We start from the raw sequence: 555 nt of genomic DNA, 5'->3' as shown, positions 1-555 counted from the left end.
ATTTAAGAAAACCACAATATGCCATTTACACAAAAAGATTTAGACGAACTACCGATTTCATTTTGTAATGAGAAAAATGAATGTTGGGTTATTGTGGGACCTTGTTCAAAATCATATTGGGATAAGCCTAAAATTCCTTTGGACGGAAGAGAATATAAATGTTCTGGAACTATAATTTTGAAAAACGGAACTGAATTACGAGCAAGTTTTTCAATTACAACAACAACATTTGATTTTATAATAATGGATACTGTTTACATTCCTGTCAACGGAACTTGGTATAAATGGAATGAACCTGAATTAATTGATGCTCTCGGAATTAATGAATCGGATTTTTTGCCATATAAGTGGAAAACCGATAAGCCTCTTGATTATCAAGTAAAAGCACCTTATCTAATTGAATAAAAACTATTAAAATAAAAACTGCATACAACACCGTGTATAATTAATTGCTAGGTTCTGGCTTGCTTACGAAAATCCTCGCGGATTTTCTATTCGATTTTTATTTGCTAAATTTAGTGCTTAACCACGCAACTAATCATACACGAACACGTT

The 555-nt window shown here is 31.7% G+C and carries 1 protein-coding gene; it reads left to right on the top strand.

What is annotated here, in order from left to right:
* The first annotated feature begins 18 nt into the window (after positions 1–18).
* Positions 19–405 carry a hypothetical protein gene (locus CDH49_RS15575; protein ID WP_100616447.1) on the top strand — a complete coding sequence of 129 codons (387 nt, stop codon included), beginning with the start codon at positions 19–21 and terminating at the stop codon, positions 403–405.
* The last annotated feature ends 150 nt before the right edge of the window (positions 406–555 follow it).

The sequence above is a fragment of the Confluentibacter citreus genome, from assembly GCF_002807055.1.
GTDB classification, from domain to species: Bacteria; Bacteroidota; Bacteroidia; order Flavobacteriales; family Flavobacteriaceae; genus Confluentibacter; species Confluentibacter citreus.
The sequence above is the reverse complement of the archived record's forward strand: the minus strand, read 5'-3'. Positions and strand labels throughout refer to the sequence as shown.